Below are 14,117 nucleotides of genomic sequence, written 5' to 3'. Positions count from 1 at the left end.
TTTATAAAGAGAGCTCGGCTTTGCCGTATACATATGGAGGAACGATATGGAACAAGATACTAGACTAGTAAAAGGACGGACGATCTTGATAGCGGACGACGAGTCGGACATCACGGAGCTGCTGAGGCTGTTCTTGGAGCGCGAAGGCTATCGCGTGCTGGAAGCTATAAGCGGACGGGAAGCGTGGAATATATTGCATCGGGAGCCGGTCGACCTGGCGGTAGTCGACATTATGATGCCTGAACTTGACGGCTATCAGCTGATCGCCCGGATCCGGGAGAATCACAGGCTTCCTGTCATTATTTTGTCGGCTAAAAACGGTGATGTAGATAAAGTTACCGGGCTGGGGCTCGGGGCGGACGATTTTATCTCCAAACCGTTCAGTCCGATCGAAGTCGTAGCGAGAATCAAGGCGCAGCTTCGTCGTTATTACGAACTGATGGGCGCGGAACCCGCCCAGCGGTCGGAGATGTTAAAGACCGTGTGCGGATCACTAACCCTGGATCATGAAGCTTGCGTCCTTTACAAGCGAAGCGAGGCGATAACGTTAGGCCCGCTGGAATACAAGCTGCTCAGGTTGTTGATGGAAGCGCCAGGGCGGATTTTTACAAAGCGTCAAATTTATGAAAATGTGTGGAACGAGCCGTATCTGGAGGACAGCAACACCGTCATGGTGCAGATCAGTAGACTGAGGGATAAGCTTGAGGACGATCCTCGTGAACCGAGGTTACTCATCACCATTAAGGGACTTGGGTACAAGCTCGTACCGAGAGACGTGGCACCATGAGGAATCGAAGAAGGGTCCATAACAGCCTGATGATAAATTATGTCCTGTTTTCCGTCATTCTAGGGGTTATCGGTTTTGTGGTATATGACAACATGTATGATGCCCGTGAGGAATATATAAGTCGGACACTTCCCAGGGTTGAAGCGAACCTGCTGATACGGGACGATTGGGAGAGCATCCCCTATGAAACCGTCCAATCCTTTGGCGGTTACATCCAGGTGCTGGACAAGAGCCTGAACGTTGTCTTTTCGCGGGGCAGCGGAATGGAGAAGGCAAAAGCCTGCTATACGGAAGAGGAGCTGCTTGCCCTGTTCTATGAAGGGAACGGATCGGGATATCACTCCCTTGCCCCTTTCGTTTCACCGGAAGGCCGGGAATACCACCTACTTGTTACGATACCGGGCGGAGTTGTGATGAAGGAAAGCCATTTGGTGAAGACAAACGCCGAGATAACCAAAGTTTTCACGAGATTTCTGATTGATGGATTTCTGTGGTTTGCCGCCGCATTTTTATTGAGTTTATGGTTATACGGCCGGATTACGGCAAGAAGGATCACGAATCCGCTCACGGAAGTTTCCCGCGAACTCGCACAGATTGCAGAAGGCAGGGGAGGGAAACGGCTATTTTTTCGAGCCAACAAGGAGTTAATGGATCTTCAGCTTCATTTCAACCGGATGGCGGACAGGCTTGAGCAAGCGGAGACGGCAAAGCGAAGACTTGAAGAAGAGCGCCGCCGGCTGATGATGGACATTTCCCATGATCTGAAAACGCCGATCACAACGATACAGGGTTATGCAGAGGTGCTGCGGCTCGGTATGGAACAGAGCGAAGAGCAGCGACAGAAATATGCGAACCGCATACATACCAAGGCGAGATTTATCGCCTCGCTTGTTGATGACCTGTTTGAGTTAACCAAACTGGAGAGCACGGAACTGTCATACAAGCGGAAGATAGGCGATTTAGCTGAGCTGTGCCGCACTGCGGCAGCCGATCTGTACGATTCGTTTGAACGGAAGGGAATTACGCTGGACATCCGCATTCCGGAATCGCCAGTCATGCTGTCTTATCACGAAGGTCTCATGTATAGAGCTCTTTCGAATTTATTGACGAATGCCCTGAAATACAATAAGGAGGGTGCTCATGTATGGCTGGAGCTGGAGGCATGCGTTGAAGATATCCTGCTTACCGTTGGAGACGACGGTCCGGGAATATCGGACCCTATGAGAGAGACGGTGTTCGAACCTTTCGTGCGCGGTGATCAGGCTAGGAGAAGTGACGGCGGCAGCGGGCTCGGCTTAGCCATCGCACGAAGTTCAGTTGAGCGGCATGCCGGGCAAATTTGGCTTGATCCGGAGGCGGAGGGCACCGTTGTTCATATTCGATTGACCAAGACATGAGTGTATGGAGCAAATTGGATGTTAAAGCATATTCACCGTTTCCAACTAGAAAGCGCCATGCAAGATAAACTTTCAAATAGGGGACCGCCAACATTTTTACGAAAACATACGTTAAGTTTTTAAACATGACGGGATTGTCGTTATTTATTCCTTTAATCTGAAAAAGTGTAAACTTATCGCCACTTACTATTACTGGAGTTAGGGTCTAGCCGTTTACGTTTCGGATGATAATTTCTAATTTTGAACGGATGCGCCCCGTTTAGACTCAGACGCATCCTTGGATGTGCTACGCTGATTTTGTCAAATGTTGTATAGAAGCCGCAGATCGCGCTAAAATGGCTTTAAATGTAACGGTAAAAAAACGGGGGCTTCGCCGTGACGATGAAAAGGATTGACTTGTCCAGGAATGCGATAGACTTATACGAGCAGAAACATAGGGGCGGGCATCTCGTGTCCGAGCACTATCATCAGACGCACCAGCTGCTATTTGTGCTGGAAGGGGAAGGCACTATCCGGTTAGGGGGTGAAGTACGGAAGCTTACGGTCGACGATACGGCGCTGATCGTTCCGTATTCCGTCCACTCCGTCATGTCCGACTTCAGGCTGACCTTGTTAGTGTTGGCGTTTGACGAGGCAGTGCTCGATCCGGATATGAGGGCGCAGCTGCTCCACGCCTACTTTCCGGCCTCCTGCCTGATGAAGCCGGGATTGTTTGCTGCGAGCGAACTGCGTCAGCTGCTGAGGAAAATGCTGTTCGAGCAGTCCAGGGAGCTGTCGCCGCTCGTCCGGCTTTCGCTCAAAGTCCAGCTGTCTCAGTTGCTGCTCCTGCTGGTGCGATCGGCCGGAACGGAGGCCGCCGGAGCGGGCTCCAGCTCCAACAAGCTGCGCGCCGAGAAAATTCGCAGCTATATCGATTCGAAGTATTTTGATCCGCTGACCGCGGGGGACATCGCCTCCAAGCTGGACATCAGCACGCGGCACGTGAACAACATCTTCAAAGAACGGTACAACATGACACCGATGCAATATTTGACCGAGGTACGCATCCGCGTCGCCCAGAAGTTGCTGGTGGAAACGGGTAAGGACATTATATCGATCTGCTTCGAGGTCGGCTACGATTCCGTGTCTACGTTTTACCGGTCGTTCAAAGCTGTCTCCAAGCTGTCACCAAAAACGTACCGGGAGCTGAACGCGCCCGAGCATGCTGAGTAGGCAGGGATCCTTCCGTCAAATGGACAGCGAGTGCACAATGCGATCAAACGAACCAGATAACGATCAAAGGACGACCGGCCGATTGATCGAAACATATTTCCCCCTTCATCCCCCATCGGCTAAACGTCGGCGGGGATTTTGTTTTTCGCTCGAATAATTCGCTTCCAAAATTGAGAATCGTGTTCCCGTAATCGTAAGAAAAGCGGTTTTGCATCGACTACAATACGGTTATACGAAGCGAAGGGAGCGATGAACGATGGCAGTTCGCAACATCGGCATTATTATGAACGGCGTTACCGGACGGATGGGAACCAATCAGCATTTGGTCCGTTCAATTCTTGCGATTCGCAAGCAAGGGGGCGTCGCGCTACCGGACGGCGACGTCATCATGCCCGACCCGATTCTGGTCGGACGACAGGAGAGCAAGCTGCAGGCGCTGGCCGCCGCCCACGGCGTCGAACGTTGGAGTACCGATCTTGAAGCATGCCTCGCCGATCCGTACTATGAAATCTATTTCGACAGCCAGACGACGGTGCGCCGCGCCGAAAGCATCAAGCAGGCGATCGCCGCGGGAAAGCATATTTATTGCGAGAAGCCGACGGCCGTCGATTTTGAAGGGGCTCTTGAACTGGCTCGCATCGCCGCTGAGGCCGGGGTGAGAAACGGCGTCGTGCAAGACAAGCTGTTTTTACCAGGATTGCTCAAGCTGAAACGCTTAAACGACTCTGGCTTCTTCGGGCGTATCCTGTCCGTGCGGATGGAGTTCGGCTATTGGGTGTTCGAGGGCGACTGGCAGCAGGGTCAGCGGCCATCGTGGAACTACCGCAAGGAAGACGGCGGCGGCATTATCGTCGACATGTTTGCACACTGGCGCTATGTTCTCGAGAATTTGTTCGGGGAAGTGAAGGCTGTTTCCTGTCTTGCCGCTACGCATATTCCGAAACGTCTGGATGAGCAGGGCGTTCCGTACGAATGCACGGCGGACGATGCGGCGTACGCCATGTTTGAGCTGGAAGGCGGCATTATCGTGCAGGCCAACTCGTCCTGGGCGGTGCGCGTAGACCGCGACGATCTGCTCACGGTTACGGTCGACGGCACCGAAGGCAGCGCCGTGGCGGGTTTGCGGGACTGCAAGACGCAGCATCGGGTCAATACGCCGAAGCCGGTATGGAATCCGGACATTCCGAACCCGTTCCAGTTCCGTGACCAATGGGTGGAGGTGCCGGACAACGCGTCGTACGACAACGCGTTCAAGGTGCAATGGGAACTCTTCTTGAAGCATGTCGTCATCGGCACGCCGTTTCCGTGGGATTTGCTCGAAGGCGCGAAGGGCACCCAGCTTGCCGATCTCAGCTTGCAGTCGTGGCAGGAACGCCGCTGGATCGACGTGCCGAAGCTGAGCCTGTAAAAATAAATACTAAAAAAATCGGCTTTTCAGCACCGAGAATGTTGGATGAAGCTAGGGACTGAGCAACGCAGCGTAGGTGAGCCTACGTGAGTAGCGGAAGGCCCGGCTGAATTCAAGATTCGACGTCGAGTAAGCTTCATAGCTATACTTCGTGATCAAAAGCCGATTTTTTAATTACCTCTTAAGGAGGGGAGTACAGATGACCCAATCGCTGCTCCTCCCCCGCGCAGGGGGAGCGTTGTATGAATATACTCCGGGCAAAGCAGGCTCGTACTCCGTGCCGGCCAAGCCGTTTACGGGCCGCATCGCCTTCTCGGCCGCCCATGTCGTCTGCGATCCGTTTGCGGACGCAGATCCGCTGTTTCATTCGCAGATTGATTGGAACTCGACGCTCGCCTACCGGCACCATTTGTGGTCGCTCGGTCTGGCCGTGGCGGAAGCGATGGATACCGCGCAGCGCGGCATGGGCCTCGACTGGAACCGCTCGAAGGAGCTTATCCGCGCTTCGATCGCGGAAGCGCGCTCGGTCGGTGGCAAAATCGCCTGCGGTGCGGGAACCGACCATCTGTTTCCGGGCCCGTCGGTCACGATCGCCGACGTGGAAGCTGCCTATGAAGAGCAAGTCGGCTTCATCGAAGGCGAGGGCGGTCAAGTCATTCTGATGGCGAGCCGCGCGCTTGCCGCCTGCGCGAAAGGGCCCGAGGATTACCAGCGGGTGTATGGGCGCATTTTGGGACAGGTGAAACAGCCGGTCATTCTGCATTGGCTTGGCGACATGTTCGACCCCGCTCTGGCCGGCTATTGGGGATGCAAGGACGATCTGGACGAGGCGATGGACGTTTGTTTGCGCGTCATTCGGGCAAACGCGGACAAGGTCGACGGGATTAAAATCTCGCTGCTCGATGCCGGCAAAGAAATCAAGATGCGCCGGCTGCTGCCGGAAGGCGTCAAAATGTACACCGGCGACGATTTCAACTACCCGGAACTGATCAAGGGTGATGGGCAGGGCTACAGCCATGCGCTGCTCGGCATATTCGACGCGATCGCGCCAGCCGCCGCCCAGGCGCTTCATGCGCTAGACGCAGGCGATCTGGTCAGTTATGAGGCAATTATGGAGCCTACCGTTGCCTTGTCGCGTCATATTTTCCAGAAGCCGACGTACGCCTACAAGACGGGAATTGTGTTCATGGCCTACTTGAACGGCCGCCAACCGCATTTCCGCATGATCGGGGGCGCGGAGGGATCGCGCTCGATCGTCCATTTGGCCGAGCTGTTCGTGCTTGCCGACAGGGCCGGGCTATTGGCCGATCCGGAGCTTGCCGCCGAACGGATGAAGCCTGTCTTGGTGCTGGCGGGTATTTGGCCGTAATCATTTATAGAGATGTTTGAAATCCGGGAGGGATCAGTATGGAACCGCTTCGTTCTATAGACAGACTCAGCTTGAACCAGATTACGACCGATCGGCTGAATATGCGTGAGGCCGTGGAAGCATGCGTTCGCGCCGAAGTGCCTTGGATCGCGCTGTGGCGGCATAAAGTGGCCGAGACCGGCCTGGCCGAGAGCAAGCGGCTTGTGCGGGACGCGGGCCTGCGCGTCTCCAGCCTGTGCCGTGGGGGTTATTTTCCGGCGGCCACCGCGCCTGCGCGCAAAGAGCGGATGGACGACAATCGCCGCGCTGTCGAGGAAGCGGCCGAGCTCGGCACCGATGTGCTCGTGCTCGTTTGCGGACCGGCGCCAGACCGAGATATCGATTTCGCCCGCAAGACGGTCGAAGAAGCGATCGCGGAACTTGTGCCGTTCGCCCGCTCGCACGGAGTCAAGCTCGGCATCGAGCCTTTGCACCCGATGTACGCCGCTGAACGTTCCGTCATCAATACGCTGGCGCAAGCCAACACGCTCGCGGAGCAGCACGACCCGCAAGACGTCGGTGTCGTCGTCGATGCGTTCCACGTCTGGTGGGACCCCGAGCTGTACGCGCAAATTGAGCGGGCCAGGGGGCGTATCCTCGGCTTTCACGTCTCCGATTGGATCGTGCCGGTACCCGACCTGCTGATGGGCAGAGGGATGATGGGGGACGGCGTTATCGAGTTGCGCCGGATGCGTCATGCCGTTGAAGCGGCCGGTTACGTGGGGGCGATCGAGGTGGAAATCTTCAACCGGCAGGTATGGGATATGCCGGGAGACGAGGCGCTCACGCTCATCAAGGAACGTTATTTGCAGCATGTATGAATTATAAATTTGCAGCTTTGGCGGGCTGGGAGAATCGTTCCCGGCTCGTCAAGGCATAGCTTTGGAGGGAAGGAATGTGAAGATTTGTCGCACCGCGCTGATCGGGATCGGGGGATTCGGCGCTGAACATGTGAATATCATGCAGAAGCTGGTCGAAGAAGGTAGCCTGCAGGTTGTTGCTTTTGCGGAGCCGAATGTCGACGCTCATCAGGAGTCTTACGGCAAGCTGACCGCGCTTGGGGCCGTCCATTATATGGATTACGTGCAGATGCTCACGCTGCATCCGGATATCGATTTCGTCGTAATCGTCACGCCGATCTCCTTCCACAAGCCGATGTGCATCCAGGTGATGCGGATGGGCTTTCACGTGCTGGTGGAGAAGCCCCCGGCGGTAACGATCCAGGACTTGGACGAGATGATCGCGGTGCAGCTGGAGACCGGGCGCTTGTGCCAGGTGAACTTCCAGAATACGTCGGGCCAGGCGTTCCGAGCGCTGCTGGAAAGGATCGGCTCCGGTGTGCTTGGGCAGGTGGAGCATGTGGTCGGCATTGGCATGTGGAAACGGCTTCGCTCTTACTACGATCGAACCCGCTGGGCTGGCAAACTAGTCAGCGACGGCCAGTATGTGCTGGACGGGACGTTCAACAATCCGTTCGCCCACTTGCTGCACCATAGCTTGCTGGCGGCCGGAGGAGGCGCCGCAGACTTGTACCCGGAATCGGTGCAGGCCGAGCTTTACCACGTCAATGACATCGAGGGGGACGATGTCTCCTGTTTTCGCGCCGTTATGGCTAACGGTGTGAGCGTTCATTTTTACGCCATGCTTTGTCACGAAGTCAGCGAAGTGCCTTCGATTGCCGTGTACGGAACGCGAGGGGAAGCGCATTGGAATTACCAGAACAAGCTGACCATTCGCGCACAGGACGCCGAAGAGGATTTGGCGTTTGGTCCAACCGATTTGATGTGCAGCATGTATCTGAATCTGATGGAAGCGATTGAAAACCCTGGGAAACCACTCTTCTCGCCGCTCAAGGCAAGCCGAAGCTTCGTGCTGGTATCCAACGGCGCCTATGAGTCGGCTCGCGCCGTTCGTGCCATTCCCGGCCGGTTCGTGACCGAGCGGGAGGATGGAGATTCCACGGTGCGCTTGCTGCCCAGCTTGTCCGAGAAGATGAGAGACGCGGCATCGAAGCGGCAACTGTACAGTGAATATCCGCTTCCTTGGGCGACGCCGACCCGGCTGTTCCGGATGGAGGGCTACAGCCGATTCGAGCTGCCTGCCACTATGAGCACAAATAACGGTAGACCGACCAATTAGAGGCGTTCCTTCAGGGCTCTACTTTTTACAATGTCGAGGTTTAATCTAAAGTTAAACCGTAAATCAATAGTTTCCCGAGGCAACTCCACTTTTCACTGTTTTTTGGATTCCAAAACAGTTAAAGATGGGGTTTCTTGTTGCGAGGGGAAGCCGACCATGTTACATGTATTAAAAATTCATTTTATGTATTTTTGGAGGCATGATACCTTTTTAAATGAATCAGGACCAAATGGTCTCTGGTTCTTTATTTTGTTTACCTGACTAATTCCGCACTCTACAGTTTACATACAACTACCTTTTTAAGTTATTACCAAATTGATTTAAGGGAGTACATTTTTTTATTTAATCCTGAAGGTAAAATGATAAACATGAGAGCTCCTTATTACAGTCGGAGGGATGGGAAAAATGAAAGCGGTTTTAGACAGCTCCCGAAAGTACGGCGCAACAAAAAGGAAAAATAACTTTCTGTACTACATCAAAAGAGACGGTCTGTTATATTTTCTTTTGCTGCTGCCTATGGCGTATATCCTGATTTTCAAGTATGCACCCATCTATGGCCTTGTGATGGCATTCCAAGATTACAACATTTTTGAAGGAATTAGAGGGAGCGAATGGGTAGGACTGGATGTGTTCCGGTTTATTTTTGAGCAGGACAGCTTCTACCGTGCATTGAAGAATACGCTGGTCCTGAATGTTCTGGACTTGATCGCGGGTTTTCCAGCGCCCATTCTTCTGGCGATTATGCTCAATGAAGTAAGACAAGCAAAATTCAAGAAAATGACCCAGACCGTGTTGTATCTGCCCCACTTTTTGTCCTGGGTTATTATTGGCGGTATGGTCTATCTGATGTTTTCTAACGGCGGCATGATCAACAATTTCCTGTCGAGCTTTGGTTTGGAGAAGATTGAGTTTCTGTCGCGGAAAACACCTTGGCTGATTACTTATATTGCCGTTGGCGTATGGCAAAATATCGGATGGGGCACCATCATTTATTTGGCGGCCATTACCGGAATCAATAGGGAGTTGTATGAGGCCTCCGATATTGATGGCTGCAGCAGGCTTCGCAAAATGTGGCATATTACACTGCCTGGCATTAAATCAACCATCAATATTTTGTTGATTCTCCAAATAGGCAGAATGGTTTCTATCGGATTTGACCGTCCCTTTGTGATGGGGAATTCACTGGTTAGCGATTACTCTGATGTTATCAGTACTTTCGTGTATAGAGTTGGTATTAGTTCGGGTGATTTCTCCCAGGCAACGGCGGTAGGATTGTTCCAATCCGTGGTCGGCCTGATCCTGCTGTTATCTGCAAACTTTGTTGCGAAAAAATTAGGCGAGGATGGGATATGGTGAGGGTGGCGAGCAATAGGGGCAAGAAGAAAAAAATGACTGTAGCGGATATTGCCATCATTGTATTTATCGTGGCATTGTCCTTCACATGTATCGTACCGTTTCTGTACATGATTGCGCTTTCTTTCAGTTCCAACGAAGCGATTATTTCTCAAAAGGTAGGACTGTGGCCAGTAGACTTCACAGCAGAAACGTACAAAACCATATTGAGCGATATGGATATGCTATATACGCTTGGATATAGTATTGTGCTTACGATATTTTACACTTTGGTATGCATGTTCCTGACCATATGTGCAGCGTATCCGTTAACGAAGAAGCGGCTGAAGGGAAGAAACTTTATTTTGACGGCGTTGGTCTTCACCATGTATTTCAGCGGCGGCTTAATTCCCTCCTATATTCTGGTTAAAAACCTGGGCATGATGAATTCGATTTGGAGCTTGGTTTTGCCGGGTGCCATGAGCGTGTTTAATATGATCATCCTGAAAACCTTCTTCAGCAATCTTCCGGAGAGCCTGGAGGAATCGGCAGCCATTGACGGGTGTTCGGATCTGGGCATTCTCATCAAGATTGTGCTCCCCCTTTCGTTGCCATCGATCGCCACGTTAAGCCTTTTCTATGCGGTGGACAGATGGAATGGATTCCAGGATGCGCTGTTCTACATTACGAAAAAAGAGCTGTACCCTATGCAGATGAAGCTATATCAGATCATTTCGGCCAATCAGCAGTTGGATAGCCAACAGGGAGGAGAAGGAAGTGTCGGCTCCTATATTGTCCCTGAGTCATTGAAAGCGGCCAGTGTCATGTTTACAACGATTCCGATTTTGCTGATCTATCCTAAACTGCAGAAATATTTCGTGGATGGTGTGATGACTGGGGCTATCAAGGGTTGATGGGGAAACAGATTATGATGAAGGGGGGATCCCGGCCTCGCGGATGATTTAAGAGAATCAATCACAAGAACGAAAGGGTGGTTAAAGTGTATAAGGGCATAAAGAAGAAAGCAGCAATTCTATTTAGCACAGTGCTTCTAGCCGTAGGAGTGGCAGGCTGTGGTGGCGCAGGCAATAACAATGGGGAGACGGTATCAAAAGGGTCCAACGCATCGGAAACGGGCTCCGGTTCCCCAGTAACCTTGACAGTGGAAGTGTTTGACAGAGGTATTCAGGGACAACCGGACTTGAACAACAACACGTGGACCAAATATGTCAATGAAAAATTCGGGAAGCCTAATAACGCCATTGTAAAATTTGTTCCTGTCCCCCGTTCCCAAGAAGTCGACAAGCTGAATGTGTTGATGGCTGCCAACGAGGCTCCTGATATTTCCTTCACTTATGACGGGAATACCGTAACCCGTTTCGCAAAAAGCGGTGGCCTCTATACACTGGATGAATTGTTGGAGAAGCATGGCCAGCAATTAAAGTCTTATCTGGGCGAGCAAGTTCTTTCCTACGGGAAATATGAGGGCAAACAAATCTCGATCCCAGGCAAGCGGACTCTGATCGCTTGGAACGGCATGTTTATCCGCAAGGATTGGCTGGATAAGCTGGGAATGCCTGTTCCAACGAATCGGGATGAATTATATAATACCCTCGTTGCTTTCCGTGACAAGAACCCGGGTAATGTGGATGGTGTCATTCCGTGGGCAACTGCGGCATCCGGCATGAACTACACCTTTGGCAACCTGATTCCTTCGTTCTGGGGTCCGATGTCGGAGGAGGAATTCGTTACCACCACCAATTGGCTGAAGCCCGGTACCAAGGATGCTTATAAATGGCTGAACAAACTGTACAATGAAAGGCTGATCAGCCCCGACTTTGCGCTGGATAAAACAACCAAACAAGCGGATGCCGATGTGACCAATGGCAAGGTAGGCTTCTACGCTGCCAACTGGGATTATCCACTTTCACAAAAAATTCGTGAACCACTGAAGCAAAATGCACCTGATGCCAACTATGTTGCTGTAGATACCTTCAAAAACGATGAGGGGAAATACCTGAAAGAGATGTACAATGAAAACGGGATTTTCTCCTTCATCCCGAAAAGCAGCAAGAATGCGGAACTGGCCATAAAGTATCTGAACTGGATGGCTGATCCGGAGGTGATGTTCTTCCTTCAGTTTGGCGAAGAAGGCGTCAACCATAACCTTGTAAACGGCATCCCGCAAGGGATTGCGCAAACCGGCGAAAATATGCAAACGAGCAATCTGAATATGGATTATACTCTAATTGTAAACGGTGCAGAGCTGGGCGATACCGAAAAGAATGTCCGAACGTACGCAGCAGCCTTAGCAGCCGGAGATCAGAGCTATGAAAAACTGGCTGTAGATTCATACAAGATCAATACGACGGATGGTTATACAGGCTTCTATTACGGCGTCTCGAACGAAGCTAGTATCAAGTACGGCAAAACGTTGGGTGACATGAACAAGCAGATGAGTGACAGGCTGGTCGTTGCCAAGCCGGCAGAGTTCGACGCCTTGTATGACAAGCTGGTGAAAGAATATATGGATGCCGGCGGTCAGGCTGTTCAGGATGAGAATATAAAGAATTATAGAGATATCAAAGCACAGAGCAAGTAATCCATGGCATAAGGATAAACCAGTCTGTGGTTTATCCTTATTTCGTTGCTGTTCCCGAATAATTTTGCTATTATTCGGGAGAATCCATATGTTCAGGAGGATACCCATGTACAAGGTCATGATTGTAGATGATGAGCCGTGGGCAATTAAAGGAATCCGCAACGCCTTCGATTGGGATAAATATGGATTTGAAATTATCGGACAATTTAAAAGCGCTTACACTGCATGGGATGCCATAAAAGCGAATGAACCCGATTTGGTATTTACGGATATCCGTATGCCTGAAATATCCGGACTGGATCTGATGAAGAGAGCCAAAGTAGAAGGGCTGGACATTGAGTTTGTCATCGTAAGCGGATATGCGGAATTTGAATATGCCCAGGAAGCGCTGCGCTATGGCGCACTGGATTATTTCCTGAAACCCTTGGATATCGATAAGGCTGACCCCTTCATCGCGAAACTGGCCATGCACTTCTCCAGGAGAAGCACAGCACGCAACCAACTCCTTCTGGATGCGCTGACCTCGGTGAATGAGGACGCGATAAAGAGCTTCCTACCGCTTCCCGATGATGCAGCTGTGTACTATTATCAGGTGTTGACCATCTATTTCGAGGGAGAACATAAAAATATTAGGAACCTGCTTTCTTTGGAGGGAAAGCCTGTTCATGTTGTGGAAGTTGAAGCTGGAGCCCGAAAAATGCTAGTTGTCCTGATGACGGAGCATAGGGATTGTCTGGAAGGACATTCGGATAAGCGGGTTCTGAATAAGACGGGCATCCATGTTATGGGCGTCAGCAGCATCTCTAATCAACTAAAGCATATGAGCAAGCTCATTAAAGAAGCAGACCTGTCCGCTTCCCAGGTTTTTCTTGAAGAAGCTGGGGGCGTCGTTCACTACGAGCCGAAGCTTCATCTGGTGAAGTCATGTATCGATGAAATCCACCACATCCTTCAGGGAAATCAATTTGACGATGTGGAAGCGTACATTAAAGGGCTGCAGGCATATTTCAGGGATCATCATCTGGGCATGTCTGAGGTTGTCTACCTGTGGAATCAAGCCGTCGGGATCCTTATCAAAGCATATTCTGAGGAATTGAAGGATATGGAACTGGAATTCCTGAATTATTCCGAGATCAAGGAACGATTTGAACACTTTGAGTCGCTATGCAGCTTTTTACATGAGGTTCTCGACTCCATCAGGATAGGAAACAGCCGCTCTTTGCAGGAAGGGGACATCCAGTCCTGCTTCAACAGGATGATCAATTATATCAACCATCATTTTGAGCAGAAATTGTATTTGAAGGATCTATCTGCCCAGTTCTTCATTAACCAGGTGTATTGCTGTCAATTATTCAGAAAAAATCTGGGCAAAACCTTCTCTGAATATGTGTCGGAGCTGAGAATTAAGAAAGCCCGTGAGCTCCTGAAGCGGACGGATCTGTCCATTGAAGAAGTGGCCATTAAGGCCGGGTATGTCGATTATTATTATTTCAATAAAGTGTTCAAGAAGCATTGCGGGATGACCCCCACCAAATTCAGAAAAAGTTGATATGAACGGAGCGGCGGGCCATGAAGATCAGTAAACTGAAATTGAAGCATCAGATATGGCTTATCTTTTTTTTCTCCATCATCATATTTACTGTCATGGAATTTTATTATTATTATAGTTTCTCTAATTTGACTCAGAAGAGAGCCGCCCATTACAGTAACCAGATGATAGAACAAACACGCCGCAAAATTGATTCTGCATTTAGTGATATCAGAGTCAGCACCAGCATTGCGGTCAATAGCAGACGGGTTCAGGAATTTTCTGTAGTGGATGATGATTACAA

11 protein-coding genes are annotated in these 14,117 nt (G+C 51.0%); all 11 read left to right on the top strand.

Annotated elements, in window-relative coordinates; translation table 11 throughout:
* The first annotated feature begins 46 nt into the window (after positions 1 to 46).
* The 11 genes from GYMC10_RS15675 (at position 47) to GYMC10_RS15625 (ending at position 13,834) form a co-directional block, all read left to right on the top strand.
* Entirely contained in the window at positions 47 to 787 is a 741-nt protein-coding gene (locus tag GYMC10_RS15675) for a response regulator transcription factor (RefSeq protein WP_015735394.1), read from the top strand.
* Positions 784 to 2,184, top strand: a complete 1,401-nt coding sequence (locus GYMC10_RS15670) for a sensor histidine kinase (RefSeq protein WP_015735393.1) — start codon at positions 784 to 786, stop codon at positions 2,182 to 2,184. The genes GYMC10_RS15675 and GYMC10_RS15670 overlap by 4 nt, the downstream gene beginning before the upstream one ends.
* Positions 2,185 to 2,565: 381 nt before the next feature.
* Positions 2,566 to 3,396, top strand: coding sequence for an AraC family transcriptional regulator (locus GYMC10_RS15665; protein WP_235201633.1), 831 nt, complete (start codon positions 2,566 to 2,568; stop codon positions 3,394 to 3,396).
* A 256-nt stretch (positions 3,397 to 3,652) separates the two neighbouring features.
* Positions 3,653 to 4,804 (top strand): Gfo/Idh/MocA family protein, encoded by a 1,152-nt coding sequence (locus GYMC10_RS15660; RefSeq protein WP_015735391.1) that lies wholly within the window; start codon positions 3,653 to 3,655, stop codon positions 4,802 to 4,804.
* A 199-nt stretch (positions 4,805 to 5,003) separates the two neighbouring features.
* The gene (locus GYMC10_RS15655; protein WP_015735390.1) at positions 5,004 to 6,173 is read left to right on the top strand and encodes a dihydrodipicolinate synthase family protein; all 1,170 of its coding nucleotides are present in this window, start codon (positions 5,004 to 5,006) and stop codon (positions 6,171 to 6,173) included.
* A gap of 38 nt (positions 6,174 to 6,211) precedes the next feature.
* Positions 6,212 to 7,033, top strand: coding sequence for a sugar phosphate isomerase/epimerase family protein (locus GYMC10_RS15650; RefSeq protein ID WP_015735389.1), 822 nt, complete (start codon positions 6,212 to 6,214; stop codon positions 7,031 to 7,033).
* A 76-nt stretch (positions 7,034 to 7,109) separates the two neighbouring features.
* Positions 7,110 to 8,351 carry a Gfo/Idh/MocA family protein gene (locus GYMC10_RS15645; RefSeq protein ID WP_015735388.1) on the top strand — a complete coding sequence of 414 codons (1,242 nt, stop codon included), beginning with the start codon at positions 7,110 to 7,112 and terminating at the stop codon, positions 8,349 to 8,351.
* A gap of 405 nt (positions 8,352 to 8,756) precedes the next feature.
* Positions 8,757 to 9,707: an ABC transporter permease gene (locus tag GYMC10_RS15640; protein WP_015735387.1), complete on the top strand. Its 951-nt coding sequence runs from the start codon at positions 8,757 to 8,759 to the stop codon at positions 9,705 to 9,707.
* The gene (locus GYMC10_RS15635) at positions 9,701 to 10,597 is read left to right on the top strand and encodes a carbohydrate ABC transporter permease (RefSeq protein ID WP_015735386.1); all 897 of its coding nucleotides are present in this window, start codon (positions 9,701 to 9,703) and stop codon (positions 10,595 to 10,597) included. The genes GYMC10_RS15640 and GYMC10_RS15635 overlap by 7 nt, the downstream gene beginning before the upstream one ends.
* 86 nt (positions 10,598 to 10,683) lie before the next feature.
* Positions 10,684 to 12,285, top strand: coding sequence for an extracellular solute-binding protein (locus tag GYMC10_RS15630; RefSeq protein WP_015735385.1), 1,602 nt, complete (start codon positions 10,684 to 10,686; stop codon positions 12,283 to 12,285).
* Between the two features lie 106 nt (positions 12,286 to 12,391).
* Positions 12,392 to 13,834, top strand: coding sequence for a response regulator (locus GYMC10_RS15625; RefSeq protein WP_015735384.1), 1,443 nt, complete (start codon positions 12,392 to 12,394; stop codon positions 13,832 to 13,834).
* Positions 13,835 to 14,117 lie beyond the last annotated feature (283 nt).

Origin of the sequence: Paenibacillus sp. Y412MC10, assembly GCF_000024685.1 — a bacterium.
Lineage (GTDB): Bacteria > Bacillota > Bacilli > Paenibacillales > Paenibacillaceae > Paenibacillus_AQ > Paenibacillus_AQ lautus_A.
Note: the sequence above shows the minus strand (reverse complement) of the source record. Positions and strands in the feature narration are given on the sequence as shown.